12 protein-coding genes are annotated in these 16542 nt (G+C 59.3%); 7 read left to right on the forward strand and 5 right to left on the reverse strand.

Features of this window, described 5'->3' with window-relative positions:
* The first annotated feature begins 3 nt into the window (after positions 1 to 3).
* Complete coding sequence (locus ACR0AC_RS00400) at positions 4 to 3141, forward strand: efflux RND transporter permease subunit (RefSeq protein ID WP_480871620.1); 3138 nt, start codon at positions 4 to 6, stop codon at positions 3139 to 3141.
* A gap of 60 nt (positions 3142 to 3201) precedes the next feature.
* On the opposite strand, the gene ACR0AC_RS00405 is transcribed toward ACR0AC_RS00400, so the two are convergent.
* On the reverse strand, positions 3202 to 3753 hold the full coding sequence (locus ACR0AC_RS00405) for a DUF2087 domain-containing protein (protein ID WP_480871621.1): 552 nt from the start codon (positions 3751 to 3753) through the stop codon (positions 3202 to 3204).
* Between the two features lie 186 nt (positions 3754 to 3939).
* Complete coding sequence (gene glpD / locus ACR0AC_RS00410) at positions 3940 to 5526, reverse strand: glycerol-3-phosphate dehydrogenase (RefSeq protein ID WP_480871622.1); 1587 nt, start codon at positions 5524 to 5526, stop codon at positions 3940 to 3942.
* Positions 5527 to 5704: 178 nt separating this feature from the next.
* Here glpD and ACR0AC_RS00415 point away from each other — a divergent pair, with 178 nt between their 5' ends.
* From ACR0AC_RS00415 to ACR0AC_RS00430, 4 genes are all read left to right on the forward strand, one after another.
* Entirely contained in the window at positions 5705 to 6466 is a 762-nt protein-coding gene (locus tag ACR0AC_RS00415) for a DeoR/GlpR family DNA-binding transcription regulator (RefSeq protein ID WP_480871623.1), read from the forward strand.
* 93 nt (positions 6467 to 6559) lie between these two features.
* Positions 6560 to 6916 carry a DUF3302 domain-containing protein gene (locus ACR0AC_RS00420; protein ID WP_170518099.1) on the forward strand — a complete coding sequence of 119 codons (357 nt, stop codon included), beginning with the start codon at positions 6560 to 6562 and terminating at the stop codon, positions 6914 to 6916.
* A 21-nt stretch (positions 6917 to 6937) separates the two neighbouring features.
* Positions 6938 to 8083, forward strand: a complete 1146-nt coding sequence (locus ACR0AC_RS00425) for an HlyD family secretion protein (RefSeq protein WP_170621679.1) — start codon at positions 6938 to 6940, stop codon at positions 8081 to 8083.
* A gap of 11 nt (positions 8084 to 8094) precedes the next feature.
* Positions 8095 to 9657 carry an efflux transporter outer membrane subunit gene (locus tag ACR0AC_RS00430; RefSeq protein ID WP_170451273.1) on the forward strand — a complete coding sequence of 521 codons (1563 nt, stop codon included), beginning with the start codon at positions 8095 to 8097 and terminating at the stop codon, positions 9655 to 9657.
* Between the two features lie 3 nt (positions 9658 to 9660).
* Here the strand turns inward: ACR0AC_RS00430 and mprF are convergent, their stop codons facing one another.
* Together mprF and ACR0AC_RS00440 are read right to left on the reverse strand one after the other, a co-directional pair.
* Entirely contained in the window at positions 9661 to 12270 is a 2610-nt protein-coding gene (gene mprF / locus ACR0AC_RS00435; protein ID WP_170451275.1) for a bifunctional lysylphosphatidylglycerol flippase/synthetase MprF, read from the reverse strand.
* A gap of 126 nt (positions 12271 to 12396) precedes the next feature.
* On the reverse strand, positions 12397 to 12825 hold the full coding sequence (locus ACR0AC_RS00440) for an Lrp/AsnC family transcriptional regulator (protein ID WP_170451276.1): 429 nt from the start codon (positions 12823 to 12825) through the stop codon (positions 12397 to 12399).
* An 86-nt stretch (positions 12826 to 12911) separates the two neighbouring features.
* Between ACR0AC_RS00440 and rocF the strand changes: the two genes are divergently transcribed.
* Positions 12912 to 13832: an arginase gene (gene rocF / locus ACR0AC_RS00445; RefSeq protein WP_170451277.1), complete on the forward strand. Its 921-nt coding sequence runs from the start codon at positions 12912 to 12914 to the stop codon at positions 13830 to 13832.
* On the forward strand, positions 13832 to 14875 hold the full coding sequence (locus tag ACR0AC_RS00450) for an ornithine cyclodeaminase (protein WP_170621676.1): 1044 nt from the start codon (positions 13832 to 13834) through the stop codon (positions 14873 to 14875). The genes rocF and ACR0AC_RS00450 overlap by 1 nt, the downstream gene beginning before the upstream one ends.
* Positions 14876 to 15136: 261 nt before the next feature.
* Here the strand turns inward: ACR0AC_RS00450 and ACR0AC_RS00455 are convergent, their stop codons facing one another.
* Entirely contained in the window at positions 15137 to 16540 is a 1404-nt protein-coding gene (locus tag ACR0AC_RS00455) for a TRAP transporter large permease (RefSeq protein ID WP_170451282.1), read from the reverse strand.
* Between the last annotated feature and the right edge of the window lie 2 nt (positions 16541 to 16542).

Genomic DNA, 16542 nt, shown 5'->3' on the forward strand with positions numbered 1-16542 from the left:
CGGATGTTCTCAGCCCTGTTCATCAGCCGGCCCAAGCTGGCGCTTGTCATTTCGCTTGTCCTGACGATCATGGGCGGCATCGGCTATATGGTTCTGCCGGTCGCCCAGTTCCCGGACATCACACCGCCCGTGGTCAGCGTGACGACCACCTATACCGGCGCAAACGCCGAGACCGTGGAAAACACCGTCGCCGCCCCGATTGAGGCGCAGGTGAACGGTGTGGACGACATGATCTACATGACGTCAACCTCGTCCGATAACGGCTCGTATTCGCTGAATATTACCTTCGAAGTGGGCACGGACCCGGACATTGCCTCGGTCAACGTGCAGAACCGGGTGGCACAGGCCATGTCATCCCTGCCGTCCGAGGTGACATCCTCGGGCGTGGTCACTCAAAAGGCATCGACCAACATGCTGTTGCTGGTGACGCTGACCTCGCCCAACGGGACCTATGACAGTGTGTTTCTGTCCAACTATGCCTCGATCAACCTGAAAGACGCGCTGGCGCGGGTTCAGGGTGTGGGCAAGGCGGATGTTCTGACCAATCTGGAATACGCCATGCGGATCTGGATGGACCCGGACAAGATGGCCGCCCTGTCGATCACCCCCGGAGATGTAATCAATGCGATCCGCGAACAGAATATCGAAGTCTCGGCAGGCTCGATCGGGTCTCCGCCCGTGCCTGAAGGCCAGACATTCCAATACACGATCAAAACCAAAGGACGCCTGACCTCAGCCGCCGAGTTTGGCGAAATTGTTATCCGCACCGGCGATGCCGGGTCCATCGTGCGTGTGCGCGACATTGCACGAGTGGAGCTTGGGGCGCAGTTCTATTCAGCCTCGGGCTACTTTCAGGCGGTTCCTGCCACAGTGATCGGCATCTATCAGGCCCCCGGCGCCAACGCGCTTGCGGTGTCTGAACGGGTACAGGCCGAGTTGGAACGCTTGTCCCGCTCTTTCCCGACGGATGTGGAATATGAAGTGCCGTTCAATACCACCGACTTTGTCGAGGCGTCGCTGAACGATGTGGTTTCGACCCTGATCCTGACCTTCATTCTGGTGATCTCGGTCGTGTTCATATTCCTGGGGAATTGGCGAGCGACCATCATCCCGGCGGTGGCAATTCCGGTATCCTTGATAGGAACGTTTGCCTTCCTGCTGGCCTTTGGCATGTCGCTGAACACGATCTCGCTGTTCGCTCTGGTTCTGGCTATCGGGATCGTGGTTGATGACGCCATCGTGGTGGTGGAAAACGTCGAACGGATCATCGCGGATGAAGGGCTGCCCCCTGCCGAGGCGACCCGCAAGGCGATGGGCCAGATCACCGGTCCCGTGATCGCGACAACGCTGGTTCTGTTGGCCGTGTTTGTGCCCGTGACCTTCATGCCCGGCATCTCCGGACGGCTGTATTCGCAGTTTGCGGTGACGATCTCGACCGCTGTTGTGATCTCATCGATCAACGCGTTGACCTTGTCGCCCGCTCTGTGTGGCCTGGTTCTGCGTGCCCGTTCCGGCCCGCCCAAGGGGCTTCTGGCCCTGTTTGAAGGGTTCATCGGAACGGTGCGCAGCGGCTATGTCGCGATTGTGCGCAAGCTGTTGATCCTGCCCGTCGTCGCGCTGGGTGTCATTGTGGCGCTTGGGATGGGAACGGGGACGATCATGTCCAACACCTCCAGCGGCTTTATCCCGCTTGAGGACAACGGCTATCTGTTCGTGGACATCCAACTGCCCGACGCGGCCACTTTGGAACGGACCGAAACGGTCTCGGCCCGCGTGGACGACAAGATCCGCGAAATCCCGGGTGTCGCCAGTACCGTGCTGGTCAACGGCTTCTCGCTGCTGAACGGTACAACCACAAACGGCGCGGCGATCTTCGTGAACCTGACCAATTGGGATGACCGTCAGGACGATGATGTGAGCGCCAATGCCATTTTGGCCAAGGTGCTCGCCATCGCCAATGGCGAATCCGCGGCCTCGATCGTGGCCTTCAACCCACCGCCCATTCAGGGCCTGGGCATGTCCGCTGGGGTCGAGATGGAGGTGCAGCAGACCGGCGGCGGTACACCGCAGGATCTGGCTTCGGCCGTGGGGTCCTTTGTTTATGCGGCGAACCAACGCCCCGAGATCGGACAATCCTACACGACCTTCCGCGCAAACGTGCCACAGCTGTTTGTCGATCTGGACCGCGAGAAAGCCAAAACCCTGCAAGTCTCGGTTGCCGAGATCTTTCAGACCATGCAGGCGCAGTTGGGATCGTACTATGTGAACGATTTCAACTTGTTTGGCCGCGTCTACCGCGTGATGATACAGGCGGACGGGACATACAGGGACAATGTCGAGGATATCTCGAACCTCTACGTCCGCTCGCAACAGGGTGAGATGGTTCCGCTGGGCACGCTCATCGATGTCGAAAACGTGCTGGGCCCGGTTTTGTTGAAGCGGCATAACCTGTTCCGCTCGGCCACTGTGACTGCGGTGCCTGCGCCGGGCCTGTCCACCGGTGATGCCATCAATGTAATGACCGAGGAATCGGCGACCGCCCTGCCCCCCGGCTATGCGTTCGAATGGACCGGAACGGCGCAGCAGCAGTTGGCTTCGGGCAGTCTTGTGATCGTGATCCTGGGGCTGGCGATCCTTTTTGGCTACCTGTTCCTTGTCGGTCAGTACGAAAGCTGGTCGATGCCTGTCTCGATCCTGTTATCGGTGGTTGTCGCCCTGTTCGGCGCGGTGGCGGCGGTGGCCATTGTGGGCAGCGACATCAACCTGTATACGCAGATCGGGATGATCATGCTTGTGGGGCTGGCCTCGAAAAACGGAATTCTGATTGTGGAATTCGCGATGGAACAACGCGCCAACGGTCTGTCAATCAAGGATGCCGCAGCCGAAGCCGCCTATCAGCGTTTCCGCGCGGTGATGATGACGGCCCTGTCCTTCCTGCTTGGGGTTGTTCCCCTGCTGGCGGCAAACGGTGCGGGTGCGGCAAGCCAGAAAGCCATTGGTGTGGCCGTGTTTGGCGGGATGCTGGCCGCAACGCTTGTCGGCGTGATCCTGGTGCCGGTGCTTTACGCCCTAATGCAAAGCCTGCGCGAATGGCTGAAGGGCGGCAAGAAAGACCCGGACCCAACGGGCGAAGCAACCTGACCCCGTCAATGATGCAGAAAAAGCCCCGTGCAGGTCACGGGGCTTTTTTAGTTCAGAACTTCACGCAGCCACCACCCGGCTGCGACGCCGGGCCGTAACGGCGCTGATAACAGCCTGCGCCTCTGCCGGTGGGGCCTGTTCGACACGTCGATAATCGCTGCAATCGCTTTGCCGGGTCAGCATTCCGCAGCCAATCATCGTGCGCCGCAATGTGGCCGGGTCGTGGAACAGATGCTCGCGCCCCAGCATGTCGTTGATTTCTTTCTCGCTCAGACTGGTGCCTGCGGGAAGGCTGGCCCACAAAGCCCACAACGCAAGGGTTTGCACCGCGCGCCTGGACGGCCATTGGCGCAAGCGGCCTTGAGTGTCGAATTGAAACAGAGCCCGCTCGACCATACGCATATCAACGGGCACAAGGTCAGGCCGGGCCTCGATACGCCGTTTCGCAGCACTTGCAACCCGCATATGTTGCAGGTTCTGGAACCCGGCAGCGCGGGACAACATGTTCATCAGGGTCAGATGGGACGGGCTGCCCTCACCCAATTGGCGGCTTAAGCTGCGGGCAAATCCGGTCAGGTCATCCACGTGCAGAGGAAGTGGTGTTTTGGTCATCATGCATCCATATCGGGCGTTTCGCACGCTCGTCGGTCGCTGACTTGACGAAACAACGCCCCTTTTGGTTTGCGATGCCGTCTCAAACTGAATGGCAGGTTTAGCTCTCTGGTATCAGAGCAGCGACGCCTCGGTGTCTGCCGACCGTTCCCGATGGCTAACACGAACCGACGGGTCAGCCAAGGGTCAGGCGACCTGTGCCTGAATGCGCTGCCCCATCCACTGATCGATCCGCGCGATCTGATCGGCGTTCAGACGCAGCCCCAGCTTGTTGCGCCGCCAGACCACGTCCTCGGCCGACCGGGCATATTCCTTGTCCATCAGCCACGCGACCTCGCACGCGGTCAGGGTCGCGCCGAAATCCTCACCCAGATCGCAGGCTTCCTTTGCGCCGCCCAGCATCACCGCCGCCTCGGTGCCATAGGCGCGGATCAGACGCGCGGCCCAAGCGGCACTAAGAAATGGATAGTCTGCGCGCAGCGCGTCGGTAAGGGCCTGCACCCCATCAACCGGGAAGTCCCCGCCCGGCAAGGCCACTCCTGCTGTCCATGGTCCCGGCAAATCCGGGAAATGCTCTGCCACTTTCTCAAGCGCGCTTTCAGCCAGACGGCGATAGGTCGTGATCTTGCCGCCAAACACGTTCAGCACAGGTGCCCCGCCATTTGCGTTCACCTTCAGCGTATAATCCCGCGTCGCCGCTGTCGCGCTGCTGGCACCGTCATCATACAGAGGGCGGACGCCGGAATAGGTCCAGACGATGTCGTCCCGCGTCACGGCCTGCGCGAAGTATTTCGAGGCAAAGGCGCATAAATAGTCCTTCTCGGCATCGGTACAGACGGGATGTTCGGACGGTTCCGCATGGTCCTGATCCGTTGTTCCGATCAGGGTGAAATCCTGTTCGTAGGGAATGGCAAAGATGATGCGCCCGTCCTCACCTTGGAAGAAATAACACTTGTCGTGATCGAACAGCCTGCGCGTCACGATATGGCTGCCGCGAACCAAGCGCACCCCTTCGCGCGAATTCACGTGGATTTTGGATTGGATGATGTCCCCAACCCATGGCCCACCGGCATTGATCAGCATTTTGGCACGGATTACCCGTGTTTCATCGCTGTCACGATCCCTGACCGTAACCTCCCACAGATCGTCGACTCGGTGGGCCGAAATCACCTCGGTCCGCAACATGATCCGGGCCCCGCGCGCCTCGGCGTCGCGGGCGTTCAGAACCACCAGCCGGGCGTCTTCGATCCAGCAATCGGAATACTCATAGGCCGTTTCGAACCTGTCCTGCAGCGGAGCACCTTCGGGCGCGCTGCGTAGGTTCAAAGAGCTGGTCCCCGGCAGGATCTTGCGCCCACCAAGGTTGTCATACAGGAACAGGCCCAACCGGATCAGCCACGCCGGTCGCCGCCCACGCATCCACGGCATCACAGTGCTGAGCAGCTTTGAAGTCGGCGTCTCGGAATCGAACCGCATATCCTTGTGATAGGGCAGCACAAAACGCATCGGCCAACTGATGTGGGGCATGGCGCGCAGCAGCGTCTCACGTTCGATCAGAGCTTCGCGCACCAGACGAATTTCGAAATACTCAAGATACCGCAGACCGCCATGAAACAGCTTGGTCGAGGCGGAAGACGTGGCCGAGGCCAGATCGTTCATCTCCGCCAAAGTGACAGACATTCCCCGCCCTGCCGCATCCCGCGCGATGCCGCATCCGTTGATCCCGCCGCCGATGATGAACAGGTCGGTGATCTGATCGTCCGTCGATGTCATAGCTTTTGATTCCCAATCAAACCCATCTGCGCGCATTAATCAGAAGGGTATTCGTATTATCAAGCTTTATGTTCGTTTTTTTTCGTTTTGCAACACTGATTTGAATTTCACGCATTGCAACTTGCCAATTCGGCCAGAAAGAACAAAAACGAAAGAACCATGACTATTTGGAACTGCTATGTCCCTTTCCTTCCGCCAAGCCGACATTCTTGAGATCGCAAGCACCGAAGGCCGCGTCACGGTAGAGGGGCTGGCAGAGCGGTTCGGGGTCACCGTCCAAACCATCCGGCGCGACCTGACCGAGCTGGCCGATGCCGGCAAACTCGACAGGGTGCATGGTGGTGCGGTTCTGCGCTCTGGCGTGTCCAATATCGGGTATGAGGATCGCCGCACCCTGAACGCGGATGCCAAGACCCTGATGGCGCAGGCCTGCGCACAGGATATTCCCGAAGGTGCCTCGATCTTTCTGAATATCGGCACCTCGACCGAAGCCGTCGCGCGGCAATTGCTGAACCACAAGACCCTGATGGTGGTGACCAACAATATGAATGTTGCAAACATACTGGTCGAAAATCCGGGCTGCGAAATTGTTGTGGCTGGCGGCGTGTTGCGGCGCTCGGACGGTGGTCTGATCGGCAACCAGACCGTCAATACGATCCGACAGTTCAAATTCGACTATGCGGTAATCGGATGCTCGGCGTTGGATACCGAGGGCGACTTGCTGGATTTCGACTTTCAGGAAGTGCATGTCAGCCAAACCATCATCGCACAGGCGCGGCGCACGTTTCTGGTGGCCGATCATTCAAAGTTCCAACGCTCGGCCCCGGCGCGGATCGCCTCACTGGCCGAAATCGACACGGTGTATACCGATCAGCCACTGCCTGCGGACCTGTCGGAAAAATGCACCGCCTGGGACACAAACGTTCGCCTGTGCCCGTGACCCGGGATTGCGACCGCCTTCCACCATAAATGGATTGACGATCGCCCCCCTACACCTGAGGATGGGGCAACCGTCCAGAAAGGAGGCGCGAGCATGGGACTTCTGGGACAGCCTTTGGGCTACTACGATTACCTGACTTTCGTTGCATTGATCCTGTTGCTGGCCGCTGTGATGGCGCTGTTTCTGTTCATCATGGGTCTGCCCGGTCGCATCGCGATCAAACGCAACCATCCGCACGCCGAAGCCGTCAAGATCATGGGATGGATGGGGTTTTTGGCGGTTGTGCCATGGGTCCATGCCTTCATGTGGGCATTTCACGACGGCATCACGGTTGATATGCGTCGCGGCCCCGACGAAGAAAAAGAAGCCATCCGCAAAGACATTGAACGCTTAGGCGGGACCGTCAAAGAAGAATATCAGGCCGCGTCGGACGAGACGCAGAAAAGCTAAGGCCAAAGGAAACATCCGCACATGTTCGTCGCCCTGGGCATCACGCTTTTCTACATCATTTTCGTCTGGTTCATCTTCTTCAAGATGGAGTGGCTGAAGTTCAACATCGCCTGGGGGATTGTATCCTTCTGGGTCGGTGCGCATCTGTTGCTGATCTTCTTGGTCGCATTGCGGTTCTTCCAGCCTTTCTCGGTCGACAGTCACGTCGTACGGTCCACCATTCAGATCGTACCCAAGCTAACGCAGCCGACGATCCTGACCGAAGTTCTGGTGGAACCGAACACTCCCGTCACCAAGGGCGATCCGCTCTATCGCTTCGACGACACGGTGTTTTCGCTGGCGGTGGACAATGCGCAGGCGCAGTTGGTGGCTGCCCAGCAGAACGCGAAAATTCTGGAACAGGATGTCATCGCCTCGACCGAAGCGGTTGAGCGGGCCATTGCACAACTGGATTATGCCTTCACCCAGCAGGCGCGATACGAGAACCTCGTTCCTGCCGGAGGTGCACGACAGGATGAGCTGGATCGCTGGAACGAACAAGTGACCGAGGATCAGGCGGCGGTGAAACAAGCCGAAGCCAATTTGCAAAAATCTATTCTCGCGCAGGAATCCCAGATCGACGGTGTGAATACCGGCATTCTGCAAGCGCAGGCGCAATTGGCCGAGGCCGAGTATTTCTTAAACAACACAACGATCTATGCCCCGGAAAACGGCATGATCGTCTCACAACAGGCCCGCCCCGGTCTTGTGGTCGGTGACATTCGACTGGGCGCAATCGCCAGCTTCGTGACCGAGGATAACCCCTATCTTCTGGCAACGTTCCGGCAGCAAAACCTGAAATTCGTCGAGGTCGGACAAGAGGTTGAGGTCGCCCTTGATCTATATCCCGGCGAAATCCTACCCGGCAAGGTCGAGGCGATCTGGTGGGCGACGCGACAGGGTCAGTATCTACCCTCGGGCCGCCTGCCCGGTTTCGAATTGCCGAAACTGCCCGGTCGGATCGCGGTTCAGATCACGGTCGATCTGCCCGAAGACCATATTCTTCCCGCCGGCGGTCACGCTGCCGTCGCCATCTATACCGGTCAGGGCAAAAGCTTTGAGTTTCTGAGGCGCATCAATATCCGCCTCTACTCCTTCGCCAATTTCATCCGACCGCTGGACATTTGAGGACGCAGAGCATGACACGGGCCAAACCCTTTCGATACCTGATGGGAACGGCCCTGTGCGCAGCGATGCTGACCGCCTGCACGCCGGTTGGCCCGGATTTCGTGCGCCCGAACTCTCCGGTCGTGAAAGAGTGGATCGAGGTCAACAGCCCCAGCACAGGGCCAAGCGGCCTGACCTCGCGCAGCGCGCCGGTGGTGAAGTGGTGGGAGACGTTCAATGACCCCACCCTCAACAAGCTGGTGGCCGAGGCTTATGCCCAGAACCTGACTTTGCAGGTTGCCGGAGCCCGTGTGTTGCAGGCCCGCGCGCAGTTGGGGATCGCCTTTGGCGAGCTTTACCCTCAGTCGCAGGCAATTGGTGGATCTCTGGAACGGCGACAGATCAGCGATAACCTTGGGCCGATCTCGGATATCAACCGCATCATCCCGCTGGATACCGAGTTTTCGACCTCGCAAGTAGGCTTTGATGCGCAATGGGAGCTGGATGTCTGGGGCGCGCAAAGACGGGGTGTTCAGGCTGCACGGTCGAACCTTGCCCTTCAGGTTGCCAATTACGATGACGCGCTGGTGACGCTGACCGGGGATGTGGCGGCACTGTATGTCAATATCCGTGCCTTGCAGGAATCTTTGGCCGTTGCCCGCGAAAACATCACCCTTCAACAAGAGTCGCTGGACCTGACCCAGCTACGTTTCAACAACGGCGTCACAACCGAACTGGACGTTCAGGAATCCACCGCCCTGTTGAACAATACCAAAGCCTTGGTGCCCGAGTTAGAGAGCGACCTGCAACAAACCAAGAATGCGCTGGCCGTCTTGCTTGGCGCAACGCCCTCACGGATGACCAGCCTTTTGGGCAACTTCGGGCGCATCCCTTCCGCCCGGTCCAATGTCGCCGTGGGTGTTCCGGCAGAATTACTGCGTCGCCGTCCGGATGTGCGCGCGGCGGAACTGGCGGCCGCCACGCAATCGGCGCAGGTGGGTATCGCCATGGCGGACCTGTATCCACAATTCGTGTTGTCCGGCTCGATCGGCTTGCAGGCCTCGGGCGGGCGCGATCTGTTCAGCTCGAACAGCACGACGGGTCTGGCCAGCGCGGGCGTGGTCTGGAACGTGCTGAACTATGGGCGCATCAAGAACAATGTCCGCGCACAGGACGCGGCCTATCAGGCGCTGATCGCCAATTACCAGAACACCGTCCTGACCGCCTATTCCGAGGTCGAAAGCGCCATGGTCGCCTATGCGCAGGCCCGCAAGCAGGTCGGGCTGTACCAGCAAAGCGTCGATGCCTCGCGCAAGGCCGCGGATATTGCGGTCAGCCAATATCGTGACGGGATCGCTGACTATTCGCGTGTTCTGAATACGCAAACCGCGCTCTTGCGGTCTCAGGCTAATTTGATCGAGGCACGGCAACAGGTCTCAAGCAATTTGGTCGCCGTTTACAAAGGCCTCGGTGGCGGATGGCAAATTCGTCAGAACCAGGAGTTCCTGCCGGAAACGGTTCTGGCCGAGATGGCGTATCGCACCGATTGGGGCGACCTATTGCAACAGGACCCCACCGGGGCGAGTCTAAACTAGGCGTTACTTTGTCAGCCCGCGCAGCCCGCCTGAAATCAGGATATTCACCTCATACAAAATGCGCGGCGCGGCCAGTCCGCCGGGGCTGGCCAGATAGTTCGGGCTCCATTCCGGGTCGAACTTCTGTTTGAACGCGCGCAGCCCTTCGAAGTGGTAGAACTGCTCGCCATGTTCATAGACAAACCCGCCGATCCGGTTCCAGAGCGAGGCCAACTGGCGGTTTTCAATGCCTGAAAACGGGGCCGCGCCCAGCGAGAACCAGTGAAACCCCTGCTCGGATCCCCAGACCATCATCTCAGCAAACAGCGCATCCATGACAAAACTGGGGCTGTCGGGTTCATACCGCATCAGATCCAGTGACAGTTCCGACTTGTTGCCGCCTTGAAACAGGTTGGCAAAGGCCATGATCTGCCCGGTCTCACCATTTCGCAGCACCGCATGATCGAAATAGGACAGGTAGTCGTCGTCGAATCCGCCCAGGGCAAAGCCTTTTTCAGCCCCTGCTTTCTGCGCCAGCCAGTCATCCGAGATTTTCCGCAGCTCCGGCAATATCGGCGCGAGGTTTTCTTTCGGAATGATCTCGAACACATACCCTTCCCGCTCGGCCCGGTTCTTGGCCTGCCGGAACCGTTTGCGGGATTTTCCATCCAGCGAGAAATCTTGCAGCGGCACGCGCGCGACCTCACCGATTTTCAGGATCGACAGGCCCAGATCCAGAAAAGTCGGCAGATACTTGGTCGAAACGCTGTAAAACGCACACAGCTTGCCTTCACGATCCGCCATCTCTCGCAACTGCCAGACCAATTGTTGCCCGGCCTTTTCATCCCCTACCGGCTCGCCCTTGGAAATGATGGCGTTGCCGGTGTCGGCATAGGCAATGAATGCTGTCTGATCCGGAGCGATCAGGAATTGCTTGTCTCCGGTCAGGGAGATTTGGGATTCGGTGTCCTCACTCTCCATCACCAGCCGCTCGACGACCTCGGGGATTTCGGTGCGGACCGGTGCCGGTATCTCGCGCCCGAACAACGAGGTCACGGCCACGATGCCCACGATTACCGCCACCACAAGGCTGGATCGCAGGAAGCGTGAGGCGTCGCCGTTCCACGCGAATTCCCACCACAGCGCATTCTGGTATTCAACATGGGAATAGGCAAAAAGACCGATCCAGAAGATCACCGCCAGCAATACGACCACGCTGATCAGCCAGGGGATGTTCAGCCGGAAGATCGACGCCCCGCTGACCCGGTAAAACGCACCTCGGAACAGCGCCAACACGGCAATCGTGACCAACAGGCCAATGGCTTCATGCGTGTCCAACCCCTTGGCGAGTGAGGCGGCAAAGCCCGCCACCATCAGCAACATCGCCACGACCCACGCCCGGTAGAGTTTGCGGAACAGACCCCGCGAAACCAGCAGCAGCAAAACCCCCACCGCGCTGCCCGCCAGATGCGACGCCTCGACAAAGGACAAGGGCAGCACGTCACGCAAGACACTCAGGTTTTGGGAATTCGACGGCAACGCGCCCGAAACCAACAGGATGATACCTGCGGTTGCGGTCACACCCGCTGCGACCATCGGCACAATCGGGCGGATGGCCCGGTACACCCAAACCGCTGCCCCGCCAATCCGGTGGCGCTGTGTCAGGGCCGAGGCGACTGCAATGGACAAGCTGGCAATTGCAAAAGGAACAAAGGTGTAAACAACCCGATACAACAGCAACGCAGCGATCACGTCCGACCGACCCGAGGCCCCCAGCCCCGCGATCAAGGTGGCTTCGAACACGCCGATCCCTCCGGGCGCGTGGCTGAGGATACCGACCGCAATGGCGGCCACGTAGATCGTGAAGAAATAGGGAAATCCGACGCCCAGATCGTCGGGCATGAGCACGTACAAAACCATCGACGCACCCAGAAGGTCGCCCAAGGCCGCCAGCGTCAGCAAGCTGGCCAGCTTGCCACCCGGCAGGTTGAACTCAAACCCTGCGAACGAGAACCGGCGCCCTCCACTTGCCAACCAGAAGAACACTGCGACCAACCCGGTCAGCAAACACAGGCCAATGATCGTCTCGACCGTTTCGCTGATCGGCAGGACTTTGGAGATCCCATCGGGATGCAGCGTTAGCAATACCCCAAGGATCAGAACCAACCCCATCCAGAACGCAACCCAGGACGTGGCGATCACCCCGGCCACACGCCCAAGGTCGAGGCCCAGCGAGGCGTAGATCCGGTACCGGATCGCTGTGCCGGTGATGTAGGAAAACCCCAAGCAGTTGGAGACCGCATAACCGCTGGCCCCCGCCAAGCCCGCAATCGGCAAGGGTACCTTGCCACCGCCTACGCTTTGCACCGCAAAGACGTCATACAAGGACAAGGAAAAATAGCTTACTCCGGCCCAGAACAGGGCGACCAGCAGCAAAGTCCAGGGCGTCGCGGCGATGTCGGATTGCACATCCGCCCATTTCACATGTGATGACAGCTCGTGCAGAACCGTCAAAGCGATCGCTGTGACCAGAACCGGAATGGCGATACGCACCCAGGGTTTTTCTAGCATCCCGGTCAGCTTTTCAGCCCATTGCATCGCCTTGGACTCGTCGCTGTGGTCCTGTGCTGTCATGCTGCGCGTCCCTGCCGTTTTCTTAACCGTGTGCGACGCCAGCCCCTTGGTCTGACGCGCCCCTTTGGGGCGACACGCAAAGAAACTCTGTCACAAATTCCTTCCGGGTCAAAGCGCTATGCCCTGTCAGAACCGACCCTTGCGAGTAGACAGCAGCAGGTTCGTCTCGGATCGGGTGATCCCCTCCATCCTGCGGATCTGAAAAATCACCTCGTCCAATTCGACCAGCGTTTCGGTTCCGATCTCGGCAATCAGATCCCAGCTGCCGTTGGTGGAATGCACGGCCCGTACCTGCTGCATTGCACCGATACGGGCCATCGTACGCTCGGTCCCGCGCCCTTCGATTTCCAACATCATCAACCCACGCACCGGGCTTTGCGCCACATCGCGGCGAGTCAGAACCGTAAAGCCGACAATCTCACCCGACTGTTTCAACCGCTGCATCCTGCTGCGCACGGTTGTGCGGGTCACCCCCAGCGTCTCAGCCAGTTCAGACAGGGACGCCCGCGCATCCCGGTGCAGCGCGCTGATCAGTCGATTGTCCAGTTCGTCCATAACTTGTTTCCGTTTCGGATTTCTTAAGTTCATTTTGAACAATTTGCCGTCTTCCAGCAAGATATATCGAACGGTTAAATGGACACATGGATATCAAGAACATCATATTGATCGGTGCACCCCTGGATGCCGGCAAACGGCGTCAGGGGTGCCGAATGGGCCCCGATGCCTATCGTGTTGCCGGGTTGGAAACCGCGCTGGCCGAGTTGGGGCATACTGTCACCGATTGGGGCGATGTGGCCCCTGACGCGGTGCAGATGCCGGAACATGAACACCTGTTTTCGCTGCCCGAATGCGTGGGTTGGACAAGCGCGCTCAGCCGCGCAACGCAGAAGGCCGCGCCCGAAGGAACACCGGTCTTTTTGGGCGGGGATCACGCCTTGTCGATGGGCACCGTTGCCGGAATGGCAGCATATGCACAACAGATCGACCGCCCGCTATTTGTCCTGTGGCTCGACGCCCACAGCGATTTTCATACGCCGACCAGCACCGGCAGCGGAAACCTGCACGGCACGCCGGTCGCCTATTTCACTGGCCAGCCGGGGTTCGAGGCGTTTCCGCCCCTGCCCGCCACAGTGCCTACAAATCGGGTCGGCATGATCGGCTTGCGTTCTGTCGATCCCGCCGAACGCGCGGTTCTCGAGCAGGACCAGGCCATGCTGGCCGACATGCGCAGTATCGACGAACACGGGATCAAAGCACCTCTGATGGCATTTCTGGATCGGGTTCGGGCCGAAAACGGCCTGCTGCACGTGTCGCTGGATGTGGATTTCCTCGATCCGGCCATTGCGCCAGCGGTCGGAACCACCGTGCCCGGCGGCGCAACTGAACGTGAGGCGCATCTGGCCATGGAACTGCTGCATGAAAGCGGATTGGTCAGCTCGCTCGATCTGGTGGAACTGAACCCGTTTCTGGACGAACGCGGGCGCACCGCACGACTGATGGTGGATCTGACTGCGTCGCTGATGGGACGCCGGATCTTTGACCGCCCCACACGGAGCTTCTGATGACTGCACCTTCCGACAAGGCCCTGGTCCCGTTCGTGTCCGTCGACAACATGATGCGGCTGGTCCACCACATCGGCGTCGAAGCGATGATCGCCAAAATCGCCACTCAGATCGAAGCCGATTTCAAACGGTGGGAAAGCTTTGACAAAACCCCGCGCATCCCAGCGCACTCACCACATGGGGTGATCGAGCTGATGCCAACATCGGATGGTGAGGCTTACGGGTTCAAATACGTCAACGGCCACCCGAAGAACACTTCCGAGGGGCTGCAGACTGTCACCGCCTTTGGTTTGCTGGCAGATGTTTACACCGGCTACCCCACTCTGTTGACGGAAATGACCATTCTGACGGCGCTGCGAACTGCAGCCACTTCGGCACTGGTGGGTCAATATCTTGCGCCCAAGGGCGCGACCACCATGGCTATGATCGGCAATGGCGCGCAGTCCGAATTCCAATGCCTTGCGTTCAAAGCAATGTGCGGGATCGAAACCGTTCGCCTCTACGACATCGACGCAAACGCGACCGCCAAATGCGCGGCAAACCTTCACGGCAAGGGCTTGAACGTGGTGGCTTGTAAAACGGCCGAGGAAGCGATCGAGAGTGCTCAGATCATCACCACCTGCACTGCCGACAAGAAATACGCCACCATCCTGACCGACAACATGGTCGGACCCGGTGTTCACATCAACGCAATCGGCGGCGATTGCCCCGGCAAAACCGAACTGCACCGCGATATCCTGCTGCGCTCGGACATATTTGTGGAATACCCCGAGCAGACGCGGATCGAGGGTGAGATTCAGGCGCTTGAACCTAATTACCCCGTCACCGAGATCTGGCAGGTTATGACCGGCCAGATCGAAGGTCGCACCGATGACAGGCAAATCACCCTGTTCGACAGCGTGGGTTTCGCAATTGAGGATTTCTCGGCCCTGCGCGTGATCAAAAGCGTGGTCGAGGGGACCGATTTCTACGAACCGCTGGATATGCTCGCTGACCCCGACGACCCGCGCGACCTGTTTGGGATGCTGATGCGGGCGGGATAGTAGCCCAACCGATCACTGCTTGAGCCATGGCCGGCAAAGGGGGCTCTGCCCCCGCCGCCCTGCGGGCGACTCCCCCGGGATATTTATAGCGAGATGAAGCAGGGATCCGCCCTCTGACCGACCGGCCAGAGAGCTTCACCTGGCGCGGTCATCGGCGTCCCCGCCTGTACCGCAGAACTCTTTTCCATCAGAATGGTTAAGGATCCGTTTCTTCATCTGGCCAAAAATATCCCGGAGCGCGAGGCAGAGCCTCGCATGGCTCTACCCGGCCAAAGACGGCAGGTAGAGAACGATCCCCGGGAACGCCACAAGCAAGGCAATCGTCGCAGCATCTGCGATGAAGAAAGGTGTGACGCCTTTGAAGACATCCTGAACACTCAGATCCGGCCGCACGCCTGCGACGACGAAACAGTTCAATCCGATTGGGGGCGTGATCAAACAGAACTCGGCCATTTTAACCACCAGTATTCCGAACCAGATGGCGCACATGGGGCCAGACATGCCAAAGGCGCTCTCGGCCGCGCTGACGGTTTCACCGCCGTTCAGGGCCATGACCGCCGGATAAACCACCGGAAGGGTCAGCAACAGCATGCCGATTGCGTCCATGAACATGCCCAGCACGGCATAGGCCAGAAGGATGCAGATCAGGATCAGCATCGGGGACATTTCCAAAGAGGTAATCCAGTCCGAGAACGCGCCCGGCAGGTCGGCGAAGCCAAGAAAGCGCACATAGATCAAAACGCCCCAGATGATCGAAAAGATCATGGCCGTCAGTTTGGCCGTTTCCAGCAGGGCGGATTTGAACTCGGGCCAGCGCATGCCATGAAACAGGGCGAAGCAGAACACGATGAAAGCGCCAATTGCGCCGCCTTCGGTTGGGGTACCCCAGGCTTTGTCTCCGAACGGGTTGTAGACAAAGCAGATGATGATCAGGATGACGGCAACGATGGGGATTGCGCCCGGCAGAGCAGCGAAACGTTGCTTCCAACTGAAGCCGGTGACGGGGGGGCCAACGGATTTGAACACAACCGCGATCCCAACGATCAATAGCCCGTAGACAAGGGCTGAAAATGCCCCCGGTATGAACCCGGCCAGAAGCAGTTTTCCGACGTCCTGTTCGACGATGATTGCGTAGATCACAAGGATCGCTGATGGTGGGATGAGAGAGGCCAATGTGCCCCCAGCGGCCACAACACCAGCGGCGAAGCGTTTGTTGTATCCGACGCTCAGCATCTCGGGGATGGCGATGCGGGCGAATACGGCAGAGGTGGCCACCGACGCGCCGGACACGGCGGCAAATCCTGCGGTGGCGAAGATGGTCGAGACGGCCAACCCGCCCGGCACCCAGGCAATCCAGCGTTTGGCCGCTTCGAACAACGCTCGGGTCAGACCGGCGTAGTAGGCCAGATATCCGATCAGGATGAAGGTCGGGATCAGGCTGAGTGTATGGGCCGCCACCTTGGAATGCGGCACCTGCCCCGCTGTTTTGACGGCAACGGTGACGGCCTTGCCGAACCGGTCAGGGTCGTAGCCGAACTTGGCCCAGAAGATCCAGATCAGGCCGAACAACCCGGCCAGACCCGCTGCAAAGGCCACTCGCATACCGGTTACAACCAGAACCAGCAGGCCACCTGTGACCCAAAGGCCGATCTCGATCGTATCCATGC

The sequence above is a fragment of the Ruegeria sp. H7 genome (assembly GCF_056532945.1).